The 21,301-nt window shown below is 52.9% G+C and carries 17 protein-coding genes; 11 read left to right on the top strand and 6 right to left on the bottom strand.

What is annotated here, in order from left to right:
• The first annotated feature begins 6 nt into the window (after positions 1 to 6).
• The 3 genes from lpxP to DFO57_RS20720 all read left to right on the top strand — a co-directional run bounded on the left by lpxP (position 7) and on the right by DFO57_RS20720 (position 3,413).
• Positions 7 to 930, top strand: coding sequence for a kdo(2)-lipid IV(A) palmitoleoyltransferase (gene lpxP, locus DFO57_RS20710; RefSeq protein ID WP_014333004.1), 924 nt, complete (start codon positions 7 to 9; stop codon positions 928 to 930).
• A 760-nt stretch (positions 931 to 1,690) separates the two neighbouring features.
• Complete coding sequence (locus tag DFO57_RS20715) at positions 1,691 to 2,353, top strand: oligosaccharide flippase family protein (RefSeq protein WP_019105387.1); 663 nt, start codon at positions 1,691 to 1,693, stop codon at positions 2,351 to 2,353.
• A 442-nt stretch (positions 2,354 to 2,795) separates the two neighbouring features.
• Complete coding sequence (locus DFO57_RS20720) at positions 2,796 to 3,413, top strand: trimeric intracellular cation channel family protein (protein WP_013027768.1); 618 nt, start codon at positions 2,796 to 2,798, stop codon at positions 3,411 to 3,413.
• Here DFO57_RS20720 and ligB read toward each other — a convergent pair.
• Positions 3,327 to 5,096 carry an NAD-dependent DNA ligase LigB gene (gene ligB, locus DFO57_RS20725; protein WP_110015654.1) on the bottom strand — a complete coding sequence of 590 codons (1,770 nt, stop codon included), beginning with the start codon at positions 5,094 to 5,096 and terminating at the stop codon, positions 3,327 to 3,329. The genes DFO57_RS20720 and ligB overlap by 87 nt on opposite strands.
• 240 nt (positions 5,097 to 5,336) lie before the next feature.
• Here ligB and gmk point away from each other — a divergent pair, with 240 nt between their 5' ends.
• The 7 genes from gmk to DFO57_RS20760 all read left to right on the top strand — a co-directional run bounded on the left by gmk (position 5,337) and on the right by DFO57_RS20760 (position 14,454).
• Positions 5,337 to 5,960 carry a guanylate kinase gene (gene gmk / locus DFO57_RS20730; protein ID WP_014332998.1) on the top strand — a complete coding sequence of 208 codons (624 nt, stop codon included), beginning with the start codon at positions 5,337 to 5,339 and terminating at the stop codon, positions 5,958 to 5,960.
• Positions 5,961 to 6,014: 54 nt separating this feature from the next.
• Positions 6,015 to 6,290 (top strand): DNA-directed RNA polymerase subunit omega, encoded by a 276-nt coding sequence (rpoZ, locus tag DFO57_RS20735; RefSeq protein WP_003851346.1) that lies wholly within the window; start codon positions 6,015 to 6,017, stop codon positions 6,288 to 6,290.
• A gap of 20 nt (positions 6,291 to 6,310) precedes the next feature.
• Positions 6,311 to 8,419: a bifunctional GTP diphosphokinase/guanosine-3',5'-bis pyrophosphate 3'-pyrophosphohydrolase gene (spoT, locus tag DFO57_RS20740; RefSeq protein WP_013027771.1), complete on the top strand. Its 2,109-nt coding sequence runs from the start codon at positions 6,311 to 6,313 to the stop codon at positions 8,417 to 8,419.
• 3 nt (positions 8,420 to 8,422) lie between these two features.
• Positions 8,423 to 9,124 (top strand): tRNA (guanosine(18)-2'-O)-methyltransferase TrmH, encoded by a 702-nt coding sequence (trmH, locus tag DFO57_RS20745; RefSeq protein ID WP_014332997.1) that lies wholly within the window; start codon positions 8,423 to 8,425, stop codon positions 9,122 to 9,124.
• Positions 9,121 to 11,199, top strand: a complete 2,079-nt coding sequence (gene recG / locus DFO57_RS20750; RefSeq protein WP_013027773.1) for an ATP-dependent DNA helicase RecG — start codon at positions 9,121 to 9,123, stop codon at positions 11,197 to 11,199. Before trmH ends, recG begins: the two co-directional genes overlap by 4 nt.
• Positions 11,200 to 11,283: 84 nt before the next feature.
• Positions 11,284 to 12,663: an NCS2 family protein gene (locus tag DFO57_RS20755; protein WP_072404746.1), complete on the top strand. Its 1,380-nt coding sequence runs from the start codon at positions 11,284 to 11,286 to the stop codon at positions 12,661 to 12,663.
• 111 nt (positions 12,664 to 12,774) lie between these two features.
• On the top strand, positions 12,775 to 14,454 hold the full coding sequence (locus DFO57_RS20760) for an AsmA family protein (RefSeq protein WP_019105383.1): 1,680 nt from the start codon (positions 12,775 to 12,777) through the stop codon (positions 14,452 to 14,454).
• A 32-nt stretch (positions 14,455 to 14,486) separates the two neighbouring features.
• On the opposite strand, the gene fabY is transcribed toward DFO57_RS20760, so the two are convergent.
• The 5 genes from fabY to typA all read right to left on the bottom strand — a co-directional run bounded on the left by fabY (position 14,487) and on the right by typA (position 19,445).
• A complete protein-coding gene (gene fabY / locus DFO57_RS20765) occupies positions 14,487 to 15,434 on the bottom strand; it encodes a fatty acid biosynthesis protein FabY (protein ID WP_026020958.1) in 948 nt (315 codons plus the stop codon).
• Positions 15,435 to 15,493: 59 nt separating this feature from the next.
• The gene (dtd, locus tag DFO57_RS20770; RefSeq protein WP_013027777.1) at positions 15,494 to 15,931 is read right to left on the bottom strand and encodes a D-aminoacyl-tRNA deacylase; all 438 of its coding nucleotides are present in this window, start codon (positions 15,929 to 15,931) and stop codon (positions 15,494 to 15,496) included.
• On the bottom strand, positions 15,928 to 16,797 hold the full coding sequence (locus DFO57_RS20775; RefSeq protein WP_013027778.1) for a virulence factor BrkB family protein: 870 nt from the start codon (positions 16,795 to 16,797) through the stop codon (positions 15,928 to 15,930). The genes dtd and DFO57_RS20775 overlap by 4 nt, the downstream gene beginning before the upstream one ends.
• A gap of 3 nt (positions 16,798 to 16,800) precedes the next feature.
• A complete protein-coding gene (yihX, locus tag DFO57_RS20780; RefSeq protein WP_089517725.1) occupies positions 16,801 to 17,397 on the bottom strand; it encodes a glucose-1-phosphatase in 597 nt (198 codons plus the stop codon).
• Between the two features lie 224 nt (positions 17,398 to 17,621).
• On the bottom strand, positions 17,622 to 19,445 hold the full coding sequence (gene typA, locus DFO57_RS20785) for a ribosome-dependent GTPase TypA (RefSeq protein WP_014332992.1): 1,824 nt from the start codon (positions 19,443 to 19,445) through the stop codon (positions 17,622 to 17,624).
• A 432-nt stretch (positions 19,446 to 19,877) separates the two neighbouring features.
• Between typA and glnA the strand changes: the two genes are divergently transcribed.
• Positions 19,878 to 21,287, top strand: a complete 1,410-nt coding sequence (gene glnA / locus DFO57_RS20790) for a glutamate--ammonia ligase (protein ID WP_014332991.1) — start codon at positions 19,878 to 19,880, stop codon at positions 21,285 to 21,287.
• Positions 21,288 to 21,301: the final 14 nt, after the last annotated feature.

A 21,301-nucleotide genomic window follows, 5' to 3' on the forward strand; every position in this document is an offset into this window, starting at 1 on the left:
TCAATGATGAAAAACACCAGGCAGTTCAGCAGCACACTTTTACACCCGCGTTATTGGTTTACATGGTTCGGTCTAGGCATTCTCTGGCTTCTGGTTCAACTCCCTTATCCTGTTCTGATGAGATTGGGTGCAGGTGCCGGTAAACTTTCCCGTCATTTCCTTCAGCGCCGAGAGCGTATAACCCGTCGTAATATTGAACTCTGCTTTCCTTTTATCAGTGACGAAGAAAAAGAAAGCATGATCGCGGGTAATTTTGCCTCTCTCGGTATGGCACTGGTTGAAACGGGTATTGCCTGGTTCTGGCCTGATCATGCGGTTAAACGTTTATTCAACGTCTCTGGCCTTGCAAACCTCTATTCAGCTCAAAATGAAGGCCGTGGCGTGATGTTAATCGGCATCCATTTTATGTCCTTAGAGCTGGGTGGCCGCATCAGCGGGTTGTGTCAGCCGATGATGGCTATGTACCGTCCGCATAACAACCGCGCGATGGAATACGTACAAACCAAAGGCCGGATGCGTTCCAACAAGGCGATGATTGACCGTCGCGATCTGCGCGGCATGGTGCAGGCACTTAAGCAGGGTGAATCCGTCTGGTTTGCGCCGGACCAGGATTACGGCCCTAAAGGCAGTACATTTGCGCCACTGTTTGCCGTTGAGAAAGCAGCGACAACGAACGGTACCTATGTTTTATCCCGCCTGGCCAAGCCGGCTATGGTGCCAATCATGCTGATTCGTAATCCCGGCAACGATGGCTATAAACTGATTATTGAGCCGATTCTGGAAAACTATCCTCACAAAGATGAATCAGCCGCTGCTGCTTACATGAATAAGGTGATCGAAAGCCAGATTATGCGCGCGCCGGAGCAGTACCTCTGGCTACATCGCCGGTTTAAAACGCGCCCACCGGGTGAAGCGTCTCTTTACGTATAAAGACAAAGCAGGCTCTTGCCTGCTTTACTTTTTCAGGCGGGATTTGTTTTACCGTTACGGCAAACAAGACAGGTTCAGCCTGAAAGCAGAAACCCTATCCAGCCCCGCCTTTCCCTGCCTTCTTTAATCACTGCCAAAGGCTATTTTGCTCGTACAGCGGTTGAGTCATTCTTACGCTCCGGTTTTTTATGTTCAGAATGTTTAAGTATTTACCCCTCACGCGCGTAACAAACGTGTTTATGCTTTGCCGCTGCTTAAGCATTTTATAGCGGAAAAATCCTGGCTCACGCTTTCACAGCGTGCCTATGTACAGTGTTTAAAAGCCTTTTTTATTCCAGACTCTTTTATGCGGGATAGTCACACCGAATTCTGGCACAAATAAATATGTAGATTTTATCTGTCAGTCAAAAAACATCATGCAGCTACTCAATATTAACGCCTATCTCAAATCGTATATCAGATTTTCCTTATGATGTTATTTCTAATAAAAAGCGCTATAAATCACCTACACACAGCAATACTTATATAACGATATAATAAAGGCGTTCAGTAACATTCATTATGGCATCATGAATGTTATAATTATGAATGACGTCTGGATAATTAAAACAACAACAGGGATTCAGCATCACCAGGGGAAATATGCGCGCTATAGATCCGTTCGCGACAGCATCAGCTTGACCGTTAATATAACCTGTATAAACAGACCAAACGCTAAGCCAGGATTTCACCTCCGCTTACCACTATAATTATTTACACGATGGAAAAAATCATGGCTATACGTAAAATAAATATTATTGACGCTAAATGGCCCTTTCTTTCTTCAATAAAAATCTTAAGCATTGGCGTGTTGCAACTTTCCCTGCTGGGTAAAATCCTGCAGGCAGAAGCATTCAATTTTCTGGCTGTAGTGATTGCCGGCCTTTTAGTCATAGATACACTGGCGGATCGCGGCTTTTCAAACAAAGTGATTCGCTATTCACCCCTCTCCGACAATACATTGTCCGTCATATATTGGGGGAATGTGTTAATGGGCCTCATCATTTTTTCTGCGCTTTTTATTTCCGGCATTGTTGCCGATCATCTTTTTAACCAGCCAGAGATTACCATGATGCTGGAGATGGCAGCGGTCATCTTTATTATCATCCCTCAGGGTCAACATTACCGCGCGATCTTGCAGCGCGAAAAGCAGTATTCCGATATCGCTTTTTGTGAAATATCATCCGTATTCGTTGGACTGATCATTACTCTGCTGACTGTGTGGAGCACGCCTTCAGTGTTATGCGCGTTATGGGGCTATCTGGCAATGATTTCAGTAAGGATGCTGGCTTACTGCTGTTATGGCCGGGTCTGGTTTCAACCCGAGTATCAATTTAATCTGAAAACCTTTTTCCAGGTTTGTATCAGGAACGTACCGCGATAAGAAGGTATTTGGACTTCAGGCATCTGAAAAAAGGGCTTCACGTGCTGCCAGTCAGCACGTTTTTTTTGAGAACACACAGCCCTTTCCGTTATTGGTTATTCCTGCGGATTCTGTCCTGCTTTTCACCGGCTTCTGCATGCGGGCTGCCATTCACCCTGCATGGCTTTCTTGCGTTGTTTCCTTTCCCTGTTTAGACCAACATAATGTCATGGTAGAGAGCAAGATCAGGGCAATGCGTCAGCGCCCCCTGGCGTGTCTGAATTAAAACCAATAAAAAATTTCATCTCTACTGGTGTCTTCCCCCATGCACCTTATTGATTATTAATGCCTTATCCCGAACGGGATAATTTTTACTAATACTTTTAACGTCACTAACAGAAAATCTCAGTCGCGCCGTGCTCTTCAGTGGCGTAGCCTTGCCGCCGTCTTCCTGGAGCCTGCTATGTTACTTACTGTTCTCTATATCATTGGTATCACCGCTGAAGCGATGACGGGTGCACTTGCCGCCGGCCGTCGTAAAATGGACCTGTTTGGCGTGATCATTATTGCTTCTGTGACCGCGATAGGCGGGGGTTCAGTACGCGATATTCTGCTTGGCCATTATCCACTGGGTTGGGTAAAGCATCCTGAGTACATCATGATCGTCGCCGCGGCTGCCGTGGTGACCACCTTTGCCGCGCCGTTGATGACACATCTGCGCAAGGTATTTCTGGTTCTGGATGCGCTGGGTCTGGTGGTGTTCTCCATCATTGGCGCTCAGGTTGCGCTGGATTCAGGTCATGCCATGATCATTGCCGCGATAAGTGCCGTCATCACCGGCGTATTTGGTGGGGTTTTGCGTGATATGTTTTGTAATCGTATCCCGCTGGTTTTTCAAAAAGAGCTTTACGCCGGTATCGCTTTCGCTTCTGGCTGGATGTACATCCTGCTACTGAAAACGCCTCTGGCACATGAGCTGGTGATCATCATCACCTTACTTTTCGGTTTCTTTGCCCGCCTGCTGGCACTGCGGTTTCGACTCGGCTTGCCCATCTTCAATTATCCCCACCCTGAACACTGATGATGCCGGGATGCCCTGCTGCTGCAAAAAGGTAATCAACTTCCGCAGCCCGGCATCCTGAAATTGTGCGGCAATGCGTTCAGCACGCCTTGCGCCCACGCCGGGCAGCGCTTGCCAGGTTTGCACATCACGAGCAAGCAAGGGTTCCCACTCTTTATCGGCCAGGGCGCGAAGTGCCTTTTGGGGCAACGCGATGCCCAATGCGTTAACCCAGCGACGCAAAGGTTGCTGGCGGGTCAATTCGAACCTATGCCAGATTTGCTGTGCTCTTTCAGAGGAGATGCCTGCTGCAGCGGTAATCTGTTCTGGCGTAATCGTCAGCCAGGAAAACAGGTGCGTAATACAACCGGTATCCAGTAGTCGCTGCCAGGTGCTGCGCTGAACGCCGGGAATATTCAGCACGAACTTTTGACTCAGCCAGCTCAGGCGAGCCAGTAACTGGCGATGGCAATCCGGCGTTAACGTATAACAACTCAGATGAGTGAAGTGCTCAGAACCCGGTGGCTCAGGGTAATCACGCTGCGCCACGCGCCAGATAACGCGCTCCAGCCGGGGAATTCCCTGTCCTGCCAGGCTAACCGTCACCTGATCTCCCGCGATGACATCCTGCTCTCGCCAGCGTTTTAACGACCCTATGTTGACACGCCTGACGGTTTTGTCATCAAGCTGAACGGGCTGAAGATTCAGTACGACCGCCACCTTTCCCGTTCGTCCTATTGAGAAATCTACGGATCGTACCTCACTGCTCACCTCCGGTGGCTGGTATTTCCAGGCGATGGCCCACTCACCCTCACCGGGCTGCCAGTACTTTCCTGCCGGGCGGGCAGCCTGGTGCACAACAATACCGTCGGTAACAAAAGGCAAGGGCGCGTGAAACCAGCGCTCGCGCCAGCTTGCCGCATCCTCTTCATCCTGAACGGGTTGAGTCCAGTGGCTGGCGAGGTCAAAGCCCCATGAGCTCAACCGGGCCAGACGTTCAGGCATACTCGCCGGCCCGTCAGGCCAACTCCAGATAAAAATACCCAGTTGTGCCAGCAGCGGCGAGTCAGCCTGGCTCATCATTGCCCCTGCCACACGGGCTCTGGCATTCCTGCCGCCGTCCACAGCCTGCTGATGACCGGTCATCTTCAAAAAAAGCTCGCCCTGCAGGACGATGCTGCCTTGCTGACTGTCGATAACCGATGGAATGGCAGGAATATGACGGGCTTTCGCCAGCCACTGCTCGCCGTGTAACCCATCGCCGCGGCTGATTAGCGAGACCAGTTTTCCCTGTCGATAGATCAGGGAGACGGCAACGCCATCGATTTTTGGTTGTACCCAAAGATCGTTTCGTGCCTGCATCCAGTAACCCAGCACACGTTTATCCCGTACTTTTTTAACGCCGGTGTGCGCAACGGGATGCCACTGCGTACCGTCCTCAGGCAAGGCAGGCACATATTCATCCGCAGCCTGAGTAAAACAGCGCTGCCAGTGGTTAAGCCGCTGCTGCAAGCTATCGTAGTCTGCGTCACTAACCAGCGATCGCCCTTGCTGGAAATACGCCTTATCCCACTGCCGAAGTTGCTGTTGCAAATGCGCGATCTCATTGACGGCACGCGCTGACGTCCAGGCGGGGCACAAAGCCGCAAGGGAAGAAAACGTGCTTAATATCAGTAGCAGCCCAACAATAAACATCCCTCTCATTCGTCACCTCCTGATTTTGAACCATTCAATCTCTGAACATCAGGCTGAGCCAGCCCTGTTCCTGTGTTCTGGAACGGGTTAGGCGAACAAAGAGTTGTGTTTTCAGCTGCTGCGGACTGGGCTGCGTAGCATGTCGCATAAACTTTTCGCTTTGAGGATGGCGCAAACGCTGCGTGGGGCGGGGAAGCTGTGTATACTGTGCAGGAAACCGACTCCGCACTTAATCAATTCAAGAAAATCATGGCCCAAGGTACGCTCTATATTGTTTCTGCGCCCAGTGGTGCAGGAAAATCCAGTCTGATTCAGGCACTGTTAAAAACGCAGCCGCTGTATGATACGCAAGTGTCTGTTTCCCATACCACCCGTGGTATGCGTCCGGGCGAAGCGCATGGTGAACATTACTTCTTTGTTCAACAGCATGAGTTCGAAAAAATGATCGCGGAAGATGCTTTTCTGGAGCACGCGAAAGTTTTCGACAACTATTACGGCACCTCGCGTAAGGCAATTGAACAGGTCCTGGCGACCGGCGTGGACGTTTTTCTTGATATTGACTGGCAGGGCGCGCAGCAAATTCGCGCTAAGATGCCAGAAGCGCGCAGCATATTTGTCTTGCCGCCTTCGAAAGAAGAACTGGATCGTCGCCTGCGTGGTCGCGGTCAGGACAGCGAAGAGGTCATTGCACGTCGGATGGCACAGGCCGTGGCAGAAATGAGCCACTACGCCGAATACGACTATTTAATTGTGAATGATGATTTTGATCTGGCGTTATCGGATCTGAAAACCATTATTCGCGCAGAACGTCTGCGCATGGCCCGTCAGAAAGCGCGCCATGATGCTTTAATCAGCAAACTGTTGGCAGTCTGAACCCAGTTTCAGTATGATGCCGAGTCATTTCTTCATCTGTGGAGTAGCACACCTATGGCACGCGTAACCGTTCAGGACGCAGTAGAAAAAGTTGGTAATCGTTTTGACCTGGTGTTGGTCGCTGCACGTCGTGCACGTCAGATGCAGGTAGGCGGAAAAGATCCGCTGGTTCCGGAAGAGAACGATAAACCTACCGTTATCGCACTGCGCGAAATCGAAGAAGGTTTGGTCACCAATCAGATTTTAGATGTGCGTGATCGTCAGGAGCAGCAAGAGCAGGAAGCCGCTGAGTTACAGGCCGTTACCGCTATCGCTGAAGGTCGTCGTTAACAGCTAGCTGCAGGTCAACCTTGTATCTGTTTGAAAGTCTCAATCAACTGATTGAACAATACTTGCCTGAGGACCAGATTAAGCGCCTCAAGCAAGCTTATCTTGTGTCACGTGATGCCCACGAGGGACAGACACGCTCCAGCGGCGAGCCTTACATCACCCATCCTGTTGCAGTAGCCTGTATTCTGGCAGAAATGAAGCTCGACCATGAAACGCTCATGGCCGCGCTTTTGCACGATGTTATTGAAGACACGCCAGCCACCTATCAGGATATGGAACAGCTGTTTGGCAAGAGCGTTGCCGAACTGGTTGAAGGCGTTTCAAAGCTGGATAAGCTGAAATTCCGTGACAAGAAAGAGGCGCAGGCAGAGAACTTCCGCAAGATGATTATGGCGATGGTGCAGGATATCCGTGTCATTCTCATCAAGCTGGCTGACCGTACCCACAACATGCGAACGCTCGGGTCGTTACGTCCCGATAAACGTCGTCGCATCGCGCTCGAAACGCTGGAAATATACAGTCCACTGGCGCACCGCCTGGGTATTCATCACCTAAAAACAGAACTGGAAGAGCTCGGTTTTGAAGCGCTCTATCCCAATCGTTTTCGGGTGATTAAAGAGGTCGTGAAAGCGGCCCGCGGCAACCGTAAAGAGATGATTCAAAAAATCCTCTCTGAAATCGATGGCCGCCTGCAGGAAGCCGGTATCCCCTGCCGGGTAAGTGGGCGCGAAAAGCACCTTTACTCTATCTACCGCAAAATGACGCTCAAAGAGCAGCGTTTTCACTCGATCATGGATATCTATGCCTTTCGCGTTATCGTCAAAGATTTAGATACCTGTTATCGCGTGCTGGGTCAGATGCACAGCTTGTACAAGCCGCGTCCGGGCCGGGTAAAAGACTATATTGCAATCCCCAAAGCTAACGGCTATCAATCTTTGCATACCTCGATGATCGGGCCACATGGCGTACCGGTTGAGGTGCAAATCCGTACCGAAGATATGGATCAGATGGCTGAAATGGGGGTTGCCGCGCACTGGGCCTATAAGCAGGCAGGCGAAAGCGGTACCACGGCGCAAATCCGCGCTCAGCGTTGGCTGCAAAGCCTGCTTGAACTGCAACAGAGCGCCGGCAGTTCATTTGAATTCATCGAAAGCGTGAAATCCGATCTCTTCCCGGATGAGATCTACGTCTTTACGCCAGAAGGCCGTATCGTCGAACTGCCGACAGGCTCCACGCCGGTCGATTTCGCCTACGCGGTACATACCGATATTGGTCATGCTTGTGTAGGCGCGCGCGTTGATCGTCAGCCTTATCCGCTGTCTCAGACGCTCACCAGCGGCCAAACTATCGAGATCATCACCGCGCCCGGCGCGCGTCCTAACGCTGCCTGGCTCAACTTCGTGGTCAGCTCCAAAGCTCGCGCTAAGATCCGTCAGCTACTGAAAAACCTCAAGCGCGAAGACTCGGTAAACCTGGGACGTCGCCTGCTCAGCCATGCGATGGGCGGCAGTCGTAAACTGGCGGAAGTACCGGCTGAAAACATCAAGCATGAGCTTGATCGCATGAAACTGACGTCACTGGACGATCTGTTAGCGGAAATCGGTCTGGGTAATGCAATGAGCGTGGTCGTGGCCAAGAACCTGCTCCAGACCGACACCAGCACGCTCAGCAATAACAAAAAACAAGGCAAGCTGCCCATCAAAGGTGCAGACGGCGTGCTGATTACCTTTGCGAAATGTTGTCGCCCTATTCCTGGCGATCCCATTGTCGCTCACGTCAGCCCCGGTAAAGGCCTGGTTGTTCACCATGAATCCTGTCGAAATATTCGCGGCTACCAAAAAGAGCCAGAAAAATTCATGCCGGTAGAGTGGGATAAAGTCACCGAACAGGAGTTTGTGGCTGAGATCAAGGTGGATATGTTTAACCACCAGGGTGCACTGGCTAATCTCACGGCAGCCATTAATACCGCCGGATCCAATATCCAGAGTCTGAATACTGAAGAGCGCGATGGCCGCGTTTACAGTGCCTTTATCCGTCTGACCGCACGCGATCGCGTCCACCTGGCGAATATCATGCGTAAGATTCGTGTGATGCCGGATGTGATCAAAGTTCACCGCAACCGTAACTAGTGCATGAATCCTCAACGCTTTGCTCGTATCCAGGAAATGCTGGCCCTGCGCCAGCACGACCTTACCGTCTGCATGGAGCAGGTGCATAAGCCTCATAACGTTTCCGCTGTCATTCGTACCGCCGACGCGGTGGGGATTCATGAGGTCCATGCCGTATGGCCCAGCCAGCGCATGCGCACTCAGGCGTCGGCATCGGCCGGCAGTAACAGCTGGGTGAACGTGGTAACGCACCGCTCAATCAACGACGCCATTAGCCATCTTAAAACGCAAAACATGCAGATACTGGCGACCAACCTCTCTGCTGACGCTGTGGATTTTCGTGAGATTGATTACACCAAACCCACCTGCATTTTGATGGGGCAGGAAAAAACCGGTATTACTGATGAAGCTCTGGCGTTGGCCGATCGTCATATCATTATTCCGATGGTCGGTATGGTTCAGTCACTCAACGTTTCCGTTGCATCTGCCCTGATTCTTTATGAAGCGCAGCGCCAGCGTCAAAATGCCGGTATGTATCAACGTCAGGCCAGCCTTTTAGCCCCGGAAGAGCAACAGCGCCTGCTGTTTGAGGGCGGCTATCCCGTTCTGGCCCGCGTGGCAAAGCACAAGCGCATGCCGTATCCCTATATCAATGCTCAGGGCGAGATAGAAGCCGATGAAACCTGGTGGGCAACGATGCAATCTACAGGCAGAAGTAAGAAATGAAAGGCCGTCTGCTGGATGCCATCCCGCTCAGTACCCTGACCGGCGTCGGCGCCAGTCAGGCGGCAAAGCTGGCTAAAATTGGCCTGCATACCATTCAGGATTTACTGCTTCACCTTCCCCTGCGTTATGAAGATCGTACCCAACTTTATGCCATTAATGACCTGCTACCGGGCATTTGGGCAACTGTTGAAGGCGATGTCCTGCATACCGAGATTACTTTTGGCCGCCGGCGCATGATGGTGTGCCAAATCAGTGACGGCAGCGGCGTGCTGAGCATGCGCTTCTTCAACTTTAATGCCGGGATGAAAAACAGCCTCGCGCCGGGCAGACGTGTCACCGCCTATGGTGAAATAAAACGTGGCCAGCGCGGCGCAGAAATCATTCATCCGGAATACCGTGTACAGGGCGAGCACAGCACTGTGACGCTGGAAGAAACCCTGACGCCCGTTTATCCCACAACTGATGGCATTCGTCAGGCGACGCTGCGCAACCTTACCGACCAGGCGTTAACTTTGCTGGAAAACTGCCCGATTACGGAACTGTTGCCGCAGGCGTTAAGCGGCGGACTGATCAGCCTGCCCGAGGCCTTACATACGCTGCATCGGCCACCGCCAGATGTGAAACTCAGCGAACTTGAAAGCGGGCACCATCCTGCGCAGCGCAGGCTGATTCTGGAAGAACTGCTGGCGCATAACCTGAGTATGTTGGCGGTTCGGGCTGGCGCACAGCGCCATTATGCTCTGCCCATGCCTGCCCGGCATACATTGAGTGACCAGTTACTGGCCGCTCTGCCTTTTTCGCCCACTTCTGCCCAAAAACGCGTGGTCGCCGAGATTGAGAAAGACCTGGCCAATGACTTCCCCATGTTGAGATTGGTCCAGGGAGACGTCGGCTCAGGAAAAACGTTAGTTGCCGCCCTCGCCGCCCTGAACGTTATTGCTCACGGCAAACAGGTGGCGATGATGGCACCGACAGAGTTGCTGGCCGAACAGCATGCAATCAATTTTCGTCAATGGCTCGCGCCACTGGGTCTGGAAGTCGGCTGGCTGGCAGGTAAACAAAAAGGCAAAGCGCGTCAGGCGCAGCAGGATGCCATCGCGAGCGGTAGTGTCGCCATGGTCGTTGGCACACATGCACTGTTTCAGGAGCAGGTGAAGTTCAACGGGCTGGCGCTGGTGATTATTGATGAGCAACACCGGTTTGGTGTTCATCAACGGCTCGCGCTATGGGAAAAGGGGGAGGAGCAGGGTTTTCATCCCCATCAGCTGATCATGACCGCCACTCCCATTCCGCGCACGCTGGCCATGACCGCCTATGCCGATCTGGATACATCAACCATTGACGAATTGCCGCCAGGCAGGACGCCGGTCACGACCGTTGCCATTCCGGACAGCCGTCGCAGTGAGATTATTGAGCGCGTACAAAAGGCCTGTCACGAGGGCCGTCAGGCTTACTGGGTCTGTACGTTGATTGAAGAATCGGACCTGCTGGAAGCCCAGGCGGCAGAAGCCACATGGGAAGAACTCAACGTGGCGCTGCCTGATTTGCGGGTAGGACTGGTGCATGGTCGTATGAAACCGGCGGAAAAGCTGGCAGTCATGCAGGCTTTCAAAGCGAACGAGATCCAGCTGTTAATCGCTACTACCGTAATTGAAGTCGGCGTGGACGTGCCAAACGCCAGCCTGATGATTATTGAAAACCCGGAACGGCTTGGGCTGGCTCAGCTGCACCAGCTACGCGGACGCGTGGGACGGGGTGCGGTTGCCTCTCACTGTGTGCTGCTGTACAAAGCGCCGCTGAGCAAAACGGCGCAGAAGCGTTTGCAGGTGCTACGCGACAGCAACGACGGCTTTGTGATTGCCCAACACGATCTGGAGATTCGGGGGCCGGGTGAACTGTTGGGAACGCGCCAGACCGGTAATGCTGAGTTTAAGGTTGCCGATCTCCTGCGCGATCAGGCCATGATTCCTGAAGTTCAACGCGTCGCACGGCATATCCACCAGCACTATCCTGAACAGGCACAGGCCCTAATCGAGCGCTGGCTGCCGGAAACCGGCCGCTACAGCAACGCCTGACACTTTTTTTGCCACCGTTAGCAAACGTTTGCTTTTGAGCCGTTGCAGATTACAATCGCCTCACTTTTTTTGGGAACCGTTACAATGTCGACCAATCAGCAGCCAGCCTCCTCATCCGTCAGTAAAAGTGAACTGATCTACCGCCTGGAAGATCGCCCGCCGCTTGCGCAAACCCTGTTTGCAGCCGGTCAGCATTTGCTGGCCATGTTCGTTGCGGTGATTACGCCCGCGCTGCTCATCTGCCAGGCATTGGGTTTACCGGCGCAGGACACACAGCACATCATCAGCATGTCCCTGTTTGCCTCTGGCGTAGCCTCAGTGCTGCAAATTAAAACGTGGGGGCCGGTTGGCTCAGGTTTGCTGTCTATTCAGGGCACCAGCTTTAACTTTGTCACACCGCTGATTATGGGTGGGATGGCGCTGAAGAACGGCGGCGCAGATGTGCCCACGATGATGGCGGCGCTGTTTGGAACGCTGATGGTCGCATCCTGCACGGAAATGGTACTGTCACGGGTGCTGCACCTGGCTCGCCGTATCATCACGCCCCTGGTGTCCGGTATTGTCGTAATGATCATTGGGTTATCGCTTATTCAGGTTGGCCTCACCTCCGTCGGCGGCGGCTTTGCCGCCATGAACGATCACAGTTTCGGCGCACCGAAAAACCTGCTGCTGGCCGGCGTCGTTCTGGTTGTGATTATCCTTCTGAACCGTCAAAAAAATCCTTATCTCCGCGTTGCCTCCCTGGTGATTGCAATGGCGGTGGGCTACCTGCTGGCCTGGGCGATGAATATGCTGCCATCCATCAGCACACCGGCCGATCAGCCGATCGTTGCGTTGCCGACTCCGCTTTATTACGGTCTGGGTTTTGACTGGAATCTGCTCATCCCGCTCATGCTGGTGTTTATGGTGACCTCACTGGAAACGATTGGTGATATCACCGCAACCTCTGATGTATCGGAACAACCGGTGAGCGGCCCCATCTATATGAAGCGCCTGAAAGGCGGCGTGCTCGCTAACGGCCTGAACTCCTTTGTCTCTGCCCTGTTTAATACCTTTCCTAACTCCTGTTTTGGGCAGAATAACGGCGTTATCCAGCTGACCGGCGTTGCCAGCCGCTATGTTGGTTTTGTTGTGGCGCTGATGCTTATCCTGCTGGGTATGTTTCCGGCGGTGAGTGGACTGGTGCAGCATATTCCTGAGCCGGTTCTGGGCGGCGCAACTATCGTGATGTTTGGTACCATCGCCGCATCCGGCGTGCGTATTGTCTCCAGAGAGCCGCTCAACCGGCGTGCAATCATGATTATCGCCCTCTCACTGGCCGCAGGACTTGGCGTGTCACAGCAACCGCTGATTTTGCAGTTTGCACCGGACTGGTTGAAAACCTTACTGTCTTCCGGCATTGCCGCAGGGGGCATCACAGCGATTGTGCTTAATCTCGTCTTTCCACCGGAAAAGTCGTTTTAAGGCAGGTCGCGGCCTGCCTGCTATTTATGCTGATTTACATCCAGGCGGTTGAGCTATAACGATAATTCAGGCATAACAACCTTTCAGCGGACTGAACCCGGGAAGGATACGATGAAATTTATAGGAAAGTTTTTCCTTACCTTATTGTTACTACTACTGTTTGCGTTAGTGGTGCTGTATGTACTGCTGCAAACACAGTGGGGCGCGGGCTGGTTTAGCCGTTGGGTAAGCGACAAAACGGAATGGCATCTGTCGCTGAGCAAAATCGAACATAACTTTTCATCACCTACACACATTATTCTGGATGACTTCAGTTTTGGCCATGACGGACAACCGGCCGTGCTGGTCGCCAAACGCGTCGATCTTGGCATCGCCCTGATGCAGTTCAGCGATCCCTTCCATTTTGCCAGCATAGAGCTCCGTGACGGTGAGGTTAACCTGACCAATCTGGCCAGGAATAGCGCCTTACCCGTGCAGGCCGATCGCCTGCAACTGAACAACATGCGCATCGACAGTCCCGCTTCCGTTTTACCGCTTTCCGCACTGCAGGTGAATGGCGGCATTCTGCCGTGGAAACCCTTGCCCGACGATGTGCTGGGTAGAGATGCACAGTTCCAGATGAGTGCAGGCAAGATGACGCTCAATAGCGTGGCAGGTGAAAACGTGCTGATTCAGGGCAACGTGTCCCAGGGCCGTATGACGTTTAGCAACATCGGCGCGGATTTAGCCCGGGGCTCGATGACCGGTAACGGAGAGCGCGATGCGCAGGGAAACTGGAAGATCAATCAGCTCCGCCTGAACGATATCCGTTTGCAAACCGCCAGCTCGCTTGTCGATTTCCTGAAGCCGTTTGAAGAGGTGCCCTCGGTTACGCTGAACCGCGTCGATATTACCGATGCCCGGCTGCAGGGCCCTGACTGGGCGGTAACCGATCTCGATCTGACATTGAAAAATATCAGTTGGAAAGGCCGGGACTGGCAGAGTCAGGATGGCTCACTGGCGATGAACGCAGGCAACTTTATCAATGGCAAATTCGAGCTCAACGATCCCATTATCAATATGGACTTCTCGCCACAGGGGATTGCCCTGACCCAGTTCAGCTCACGCTGGGCCAACGGCGTGATCCGGGCTGACGGTAACTGGTCACGTAACGACAGACGCTTAACACTGAATAACCTGGCCGTCGCGGGCCTGGAATATACGCTGCCACAGAACTGGCGGGCGTTATGGCAGGATCCCCTTCCTGACTGGCTGGATGGGATTACCGTGACCCGTTTCACCTCAAACCGCAATTTGATTATCGACATCAATCCTGCGTTTCCTTTCCAGCTCACATCACTGGATGGCAATGGTGAGAATCTGCAGTTGGCCCGCCAGCATCAATGGGGGATCTGGTCAGGGAAACTGAGCCTGAATGCAGCGGAGTCGACTTTTAACCGCACGGATTTACGCCATCCGTCCATTGCGCTGGAGGCTGACGATCGGCAGATCAGGGTGACGGAACTCAGCGCGTTTAGCGCTAAGGGTTTACTGGAAGGCACGGCAACCGTGGGTCAGCAAACCGACCGCCCGGTTAGCCTTAACCTGACTGGTCGCGGCGTACCCGTCAATGTCTTACAAAACTGGGGCTGGCCCGCCCTTCCTCTGGAAGGCGACAGCAATTTCCAGCTGCGCCTGAATGCCTCCCTAAAGGCCGATCAGCCGCTGGCACCGTCGGTTAACGCCACGCTGTCGGTGAATACAGACAGCCAGCAACTGCAGCAGACCATGCAGGCAGGTCAGATGAAGTAAAACACACAGGGCCGCAATCGCGGCCCTGTCGTTTAATTGATGCGCGCCCCTGAGCCGCCCTCTTCGAGCGGCCCGTCCGGATCCACAGGCAACACGATGTACACCGCTTCAAATACCGCACCACACTCATCATCACCGAATAGCTGCACGTCCAGTTGAACACGGGCTTTGCGACCCCGTGCCAGGCGATCGAGATCGCCACTCAGTGAGCCAAGGTCGGCAATAGCACCCGGCCTGCCGGTGATCGGACGGCTATAGCGAATATGCGCATCGGCCAGAATAATGGTGCCACCGAGATGGCGCTCACGCAGCAGCAGCCAGATCAGCCCCCAGCCGGTAAGCGTGGCCAGCGAAAACAGGCTTCCGGCAAACAAGGTATGATGCGGGTTTTGATTACCTGTTTCCGGCATGGTGGTAATAAATTTTTGCCCGGTATATTGCAGAATCCGCACGCCCATTTTTTCACTCAGGGGGATGTGCTCGTACCAGGCCTGCTGTAGCTGCCCGCACCAGTCCGCGCGGTGTAAGATATCATCCAGCGTAACAACCGGCTTAATCATTAGAAAGTGGCGCACCGGCGTGGTCTGTGGAGCAGTAATTTCGCCCTGATTGACATATCCGAGCTTGGCAAAGAACGCCACCGCATCCTCACGCGCACTGCACGTCACACGTTTGACGCCTTCCTGACGCGCAACCGACTCCAGCGTCATCGCCACCAGCGTGCCCAGGCCTTTCCCCTGAACGGTTGGGTGTACGGCTAAAAAACGGATCGCCGCCTCATTATCCGCATTGATGTAAAGTCGCCCCACCGCAACGGGTTTACCCTGCTCATCCACTACCATTTGATGATGCGCTAACGCATCCCAGGCATCACGTTCAGAACCCTGGGGTTGATGCAGCGGCTTTCGTAACATTTCCCAGCGGAACTGATAATAGACATCCAGCTCTTCCGCCGTTTGTGGCACACGAAGATGATACATAAAATGTTTCTCTCGGTCTGATGCGGGATGGCGGAGGTTTAGCCGCGCGGTATGCGGCGTCATACCTGTAACCAGAATGTCACTGGCCCGTCGTTGACCAGCGCGACCTGCATATCCGCGGCGAAACGGCCATTCGCGGTCATCACGTCATGGCGACGGCAACACGCGCTGAAATAGTCATACAGCCGTTCTGCTTCTTGTGGCTCAGCCCCGCCGGAAAATGAGGGGCGCATGCCCTTTTGCGTATCGGCAGCCAGCGTAAACTGAGACACCACCAGCACACTGCCGCCCGCCTGTTTGACGTTCAGGTTCATCTTGCCCTGGTCGTCACTAAAAATACGATAGCCCAGCACGCGCTCCGCCAGCCGCTCGGCGCGCTTGTCATCATCACCTTTTTCAACGCCCAACAGTATTAACAATCCCTGTCCGATTTCACCCACAACAGCGTTATCAATACTGACGCTGGCACGCTGAACGCGTTGAATTAAAGCAATCATCCGTCCTCTCGTTCTTTTTCTCTTTCCTGCCGTTTGAACTGGCGGTAGTCATCTAAGGTCACGGTAATTTCCGCACCGAGAAGTACGATACACCAGGTCCAGTAAACCCACAGGAATAAAATGGGGATCACCGCCAGCACACCATAAATCAGCTGGTAAGACGGGAACATCGTAACATAGAGCGCAAAGCCCTTTTTCCCCAGCTCAAACAACAGTCCGGCGACCAGCGCCCCCGTCAACGCATCGCGCGAAGGAACCCGCTGTGTCGGGACAATACTGTATAACAGCCAAAACGACAGCCACGATAAGAGCAGCGGAAAGAAACGCAGCATCTGATCGACCAGGCTGGTTACGCCCGTCACGTTGATCCATTTCAGCGACAGCAGATAAGAGCTGATGGCTAAACTGGCACCCGCCAGCAAGGGCCCGAGCGTTAATATCATCCAGTAAACCGCAAAGGAATAGACCAGCGGCCGCTTTTTGTCGCTGCGCCAGATCGCATTCAGCGCCGAATCCACGGAATGCATGAGCAACAGCGCCGTTACGATCAACCCCACCGCGCCCACGGCCGTCATCCGGTGCACGTTTGCCACAAACTGCTCAAGGTAACGTTGCAGCGTGTTACCCGCAGCGGGCATGAAGTTGGTAAAAATAAAGTTCTTAAGCTGTACGCTAATATCAGAGAACACAGGAAACGCAGCAAACAGCGCAAAGACCACGGCAATCAACGGCACCAGCGCCAGTAACGAGACAAAGGCCAGGTTGCCTGCCTGCGTCGTCATGGCATCATTATCAATGCGCTTCCACAGCAGCTTAAGCCACAACCAGAACGCATGAAGCCCGGGGCGAAAATGACGTAACTTCATGGCTTAATGCTGACCTGCAAACCAGTCCGGCACGGTTGTGCTGTCGGTTACCAGCACGCTGTTAATTCCCAGCGCCCGCGCGCCCTCAATATTCGCGGCATTGTCATCGAAGAACACGGCCTGATCGGCGCTCACCCCTTCAGCATCTAACACATGCTGATAGATTCTCGCTTCAGGTTTACGCATGCCCAGCTCCTGTGACAGGTAGATCTTGTCAGCCGCCTGCTGTACGTCAGGATATTGCGTTGGCCAGAAGGTACAGTGCAGGGCGTTGGTGTTGGAGAGAATCACCACCCGATGTCCCGCCTGTCTTAGCTGGCGCATTACGGCCAGCGTCTCCGGCCGGACACCAACAAAAACCGCCTGCCAGCCTGCCGCGAACTGTTCATAGCTCAGCGCGATATCCAGCTTCTCACACAGGGCTTCTGCAAAGGCCTCATCACTGATTTCGCCACGCTCATGCTGTTCAAATGCGTCATCCATATGGAAGTGGCTTTGAAGCGAGGCCAGCGGCACGCGGCTGAGGTCACTCCAGACGCCCAGTACGCGGTTAAAGTCGATATCGATAATCACATTGCCCAAATCAAAGATATACAGCATGGTGCCTCCTCGGGTTCCCTGGATCATTCACTCTAGCGGTAAAAGCGCAGCCTGAACAGGCAGCCTGGACGAGAAAAACAGAAACAGTAAATTAAGGCACGACGACACAACGTTGAAAGGGCGGAGAGAAGAAGTTACGGGCTGGTTTAAGGTAGATTTAACTCTGGGTAGCAATCGCGCAGGAAAAAAAAAGCCCCGTTTAAACGGGGCTTCCTACAGCGCAGTTATGCGTCTTTACCGCCGCGTGAAGCACGCTTACGGTCGTTTTCAGTCAGGTGACGTTTACGGATACGCACTGACTGAGGGGTCACTTCGACCAGTTCGTCATCATCAATGAACTCGATAGCCTGCTCAAGTGTCATTTTGATAGGTGGAACCAGCGTCGTCGCTTCGTCAGTACCGGAAGCACGCATGTTAGTCAGCTTCTTACCGGTCAGGCAGTTTACAGTCAGGTCGTTAGAACGACTGTGAATACCGATGATCTGGCCTTCATAAACTTCTGCACCGTGACCCAGGAACAGCTTGCCGCGATCCTGCAGACCGAACAGGGCGAACGCAACCGCTTTACCCTGACCGTTAGAGATCAGCACGCCGTTCTGACGCTGGCCCACTTCGCCCGCACGAATATCATCGTAGTGACTGAAGGTGGAGTACAGCAGACCGGTACCTGAGGTCATGGTCATAAATTCGTTACGGAAACCGATCAGGCCACGGCTTGGGATCACGTAGTCAAGACGTACGCGGCCCTTGCCATCTGGATCCATGTTTTTCAGGTCGCCTTTACGCTCGCCCATGGCTTGCATGACTGAACCCTGATGCGTTTCTTCGATATCCAGCGTCACGTTCTCGAAGGGCTCTTGCTTACGGCCTTCGAATTCGCGGAAGATAACTTTCGGACGGGATACCGCCAGTTCGAAACCTTCACGACGCATGTTCTCGATCAGAACAGACAGGTGCAGCTCACCACGGCCCGATACGCGGAACGCGTCAGCATCTTCGGTTTCTTCAACACGCAGTGCTACGTTGTGAACCAGTTCTTTGTTCAGACGCTCAAGGATCTGACGAGACGTCACGTACTTACCTTCTTTACCGCAGAACGGAGAGGTGTTGACGTTAAAGAACATGGTAACCGTTGGCTCATCCACGCTCAGTGCTGGCAGCGCCTGCACGTTCTGTGGATCACAAATGGTGTCAGAAATGTTCAGCTCGCCCAGACCGGTAATCGCAATGATATCGCCTGCTTCTGCCAGGTCGCTGTCAATACGCTCCAGGCCCAGGTGAGTCAGCACTTTACCGACTTTACCGTTACGGGTTTTACCTTCGCTATCAATGATAGTGACTTGCTGGTTAGGCTTCACTTTACCGCGCTTGATGCGGCCGATACCGATAACGCCCAGGTAGTTGTTGTAGTCCAGCTGAGAGATTTGCATCTGCAGCGGGGCATCCGCTTCAACCTGTGGAGGCGATACATGGTCGACAATAGCCTGATACAGCGGGGTCATATCGTCAGCCATGTCTGTGTGCTCAAGACCGGCAATACCATTCAGCGCCGAGGCGAAAATGATAGGGAAGTCGAGCTGCTCGTCAGTCGCATCCAGGTTAACGAACAGGTCAAATACCTGATCAACAACCCAATCAGGACGCGCGCCAGGACGGTCAACTTTGTTGATAACCACAATCGGCTTCAAACCATGCGCGAACGCTTTTTTGGTTACGAAGCGGGTTTGCGGCATAGGGCCATCCATCGCATCTACAACCAACAGTACCGAATCCACCATAGACATTACGCGTTCAACTTCACCACCGAAGTCGGCGTGTCCTGGGGTATCAACGATGTTGATACGGTAGTCGTTCCATTTAATGGCGGTATTTTTTGCGAGGATGGTAATCCCACGCTCTTTCTCCAAATCATTGGAGTCCATCACGCGCTCGGTGGCTTCAGTACGGGCATCGAAAGTACCGGACTGTTGCAGCAGTTTATCAACCAGGGTGGTCTTTCCATGGTCAACGTGCGCGATGATGGCGATGTTACGCAAATTTTCGATCACAGCTTTTTTGCCTCAGGCATTAGAAATAACGCGGTATTGTACACGGATTAAGCGGGAGACTGAACACGATCACACTTTTCACTGAAAGTTTATTGCATTGTCGCAAAATCGCACTAATAGGCGTGCAAAATTTGCACTGCGTCGATGTTTTGCACCAAAAAAGTGCTCACTTTCAACCCAACCGCACACAAACAGTGCAATGCAACTATCATGGTGCATGACCTTTATGACAAAAAGGTGCATGACAGCGCGATTTTGTGCAAAGAAATAAAGTTGGCACAGAATTCGCTTTGTATTATCCAGATGAAAACGATGTAAGACAACGGTTACAGAGCTGGTCAGGATCAGATTCAGGAAAGACAGTTAACAGTCGTCTATTCCGTAACCCGGTTCTCGCCATGTAGACAATGACCATTTCCAGGAGAGTTGAGTATGTCCGCTGAACACGTTCTCTCGATGATGAACGAGCATGAAGTTAAGTTTGTTGACCTGCGTTTTACCGATACCAAAGGTAAAGAACAGCACGTTACTATTCCGGCTCACCAGGTTAACGCTGACTTCTTCGAAGAAGGCAAGATGTTCGATGGCTCTTCCATCGGCGGCTGGAAAGGCATTAACGAATCAGACATGGTGCTGATGCCGGATGCAACCACGGCGGTAATGGATCCTTTCTTTGAAGATTCTACCCTGATCATTCGTTGCGACATTCTTGAGCCAGGCACCATGCAGGGCTATGACCGCGATCCACGTTCTATCGCTAAGCGCGCGGAAGATTACCTGCGTTCTTCAGGCATTGCGGATACCGTTCTGTTTGGCCCAGAGCCAGAGTTCTTCCTGTTTGACGATATTCGTTTTGGTTCTTCAACTTCGGGTTCTCATGTTGCTATCGACGATATCGAAGCAGCCTGGAACACCGGCAAAGAATACGAAGGCGGCAACAAAGGCCACCGTCCAGGCCTGAAAGGCGGTTACTTCCCGGTTCCACCGGTTGACTCATCACAGGACATCCGTTCTGCCATGTGTCTGACCATGGAGCAAATGGGTCTAGTTGTTGAAGCCCATCACCATGAAGTTGCAACAGCAGGTCAGAACGAAGTGGCTACCCGCTTCAATACCATGACCAAAAAAGCTGACGAAATTCAGATCTACAAATATGTCGTGCACAACGTGGCTCATGCCTACGGCAAAACGGCGACCTTTATGCCAAAACCGATGTTTGGTGATAATGGTTCCGGTATGCACTGCCATATGTCGCTGTCTAAAGGCGGTCAGAACCTGTTCTCTGGCGATAAGTACGGCGGCCTGTCTGAAATGGCGCTGTTCTACATTGGCGGCATCATCAAGCATGCTAAAGCTATTAACGCCCTGGCGAACCCAACCACCAACTCCTACAAGCGTCTGGTGCCGGGTTATGAAGCGCCGGTGATGCTGGCCTATTCAGCGCGTAACCGTTCAGCCTCAATCCGTATCCCGGTTGTTGCCAGCCCGAAAGCACGTCGTATTGAAGCGCGCTTCCCGGATCCAGCGGCTAACCCATACCTGGCGTTTACCGCACTGCTGATGGCGGGTCTTGATGGCATCATCAACAAGATCCATCCTGGCGATGCGATGGACAAAAACCTGTATGACCTGCCACCGGAAGAAGAAGCTGAAATTCCAAAAGTTGCAGGTTCACTGGAAGAAGCGCTGATTGCCCTGAACGAAGACCGCGAGTTCCTGACCCGTGGCGGCGTGTTCACTGATGACGCGATCGATGCCTATATCGAACTGCGTAAATCCGAAAACGATCGTGTGCGCATGACGCCGCACCCGGTTGAGTTCGAACTGTACTACAGCGTTTAATTTCAGAATAAGCA

This window comes from Pantoea sp. AG702, assembly GCF_003182295.1.
In the GTDB taxonomy this organism is placed as follows: domain Bacteria; phylum Pseudomonadota; class Gammaproteobacteria; order Enterobacterales; family Enterobacteriaceae; genus Pantoea; species Pantoea ananatis.

Bases quoted from the DNA above. Each gene is read 5' to 3' on its own strand.
- lpxP (WP_014333004.1), top strand. From the start codon at position 7: ATGAAAAACACCAGGCAGTTCAGCAGCACACTTTTACACCCGCGTTAT.
- DFO57_RS20715 (WP_019105387.1), top strand. From the start codon at position 1,691: ATGGAAAAAATCATGGCTATACGTAAAATAAATATTATTGACGCTAAA.
- DFO57_RS20720 (WP_013027768.1), top strand. From the start codon at position 2,796: ATGTTACTTACTGTTCTCTATATCATTGGTATCACCGCTGAAGCGATG.
- ligB (WP_110015654.1), bottom strand. From the start codon at position 5,096: ATGAGAGGGATGTTTATTGTTGGGCTGCTACTGATATTAAGCACGTTT.
- gmk (WP_014332998.1), top strand. From the start codon at position 5,337: ATGGCCCAAGGTACGCTCTATATTGTTTCTGCGCCCAGTGGTGCAGGA.
- rpoZ (WP_003851346.1), top strand. From the start codon at position 6,015: ATGGCACGCGTAACCGTTCAGGACGCAGTAGAAAAAGTTGGTAATCGT.
- trmH (WP_014332997.1), top strand. From the start codon at position 8,423: ATGAATCCTCAACGCTTTGCTCGTATCCAGGAAATGCTGGCCCTGCGC.
- recG (WP_013027773.1), top strand. From the start codon at position 9,121: ATGAAAGGCCGTCTGCTGGATGCCATCCCGCTCAGTACCCTGACCGGC.
- DFO57_RS20755 (WP_072404746.1), top strand. From the start codon at position 11,284: ATGTCGACCAATCAGCAGCCAGCCTCCTCATCCGTCAGTAAAAGTGAA.
- DFO57_RS20760 (WP_019105383.1), top strand. From the start codon at position 12,775: ATGAAATTTATAGGAAAGTTTTTCCTTACCTTATTGTTACTACTACTG.
- fabY (WP_026020958.1), bottom strand. From the start codon at position 15,434: ATGTATCATCTTCGTGTGCCACAAACGGCGGAAGAGCTGGATGTCTAT.
- dtd (WP_013027777.1), bottom strand. From the start codon at position 15,931: ATGATTGCTTTAATTCAACGCGTTCAGCGTGCCAGCGTCAGTATTGAT.
- DFO57_RS20775 (WP_013027778.1), bottom strand. From the start codon at position 16,797: ATGAAGTTACGTCATTTTCGCCCCGGGCTTCATGCGTTCTGGTTGTGG.
- yihX (WP_089517725.1), bottom strand. From the start codon at position 17,397: ATGCTGTATATCTTTGATTTGGGCAATGTGATTATCGATATCGACTTT.
- glnA (WP_014332991.1), top strand. From the start codon at position 19,878: ATGTCCGCTGAACACGTTCTCTCGATGATGAACGAGCATGAAGTTAAG.